The organism is Corynebacterium glyciniphilum AJ 3170 (assembly GCF_007673095.1).
GTDB lineage: Bacteria > Actinomycetota > Actinomycetes > Mycobacteriales > Mycobacteriaceae > Corynebacterium.
Genome location: NZ_VDYZ01000131.1, coordinates 1 through 320, shown reverse-complemented (window position 1 = coordinate 320; position 320 = coordinate 1). Strand labels below are relative to the sequence as shown.

Below are 320 nucleotides of genomic sequence, written 5' to 3'. Positions count from 1 at the left end.
GTGGAGATGGATGAGGATGATGTGGAGGGGGTGGGAGATGGGGGAAGTGAGGGGGTGGGGGGGGTGGAGGGGGTGGGAGAGGAGGGTGATGTGGGGGTGAGAGTGGAGGAGGATGGGGAAGGGGGGGGGGATGGTGAATATGTGGTGGGTGTGTGGAGTGCGTGTGGGTGGGGGGAGGAGTGGATAGTGGAGGTGGAAGGGAGGGGTGGGGGAGGTGAGGGAGTGGATGGGGGTTGAAGTAGGGGATAAAGGGATGGGGGTGAAGTGGATTGGTGGGGGGTATATGGAGAGGGGTATGACGGTGTGGGTGAGGGAGGAGG

1 pseudogene is annotated in these 320 nt (G+C 63.1%); it reads left to right on the top strand.

Features of this window, described 5'->3' with window-relative positions:
- Positions 1-237 (top strand): annotated as a pseudogene (locus FS507_RS19920) (hypothetical protein); the annotation flags it as partial.
- Positions 238-320: the final 83 nt, after the last annotated feature.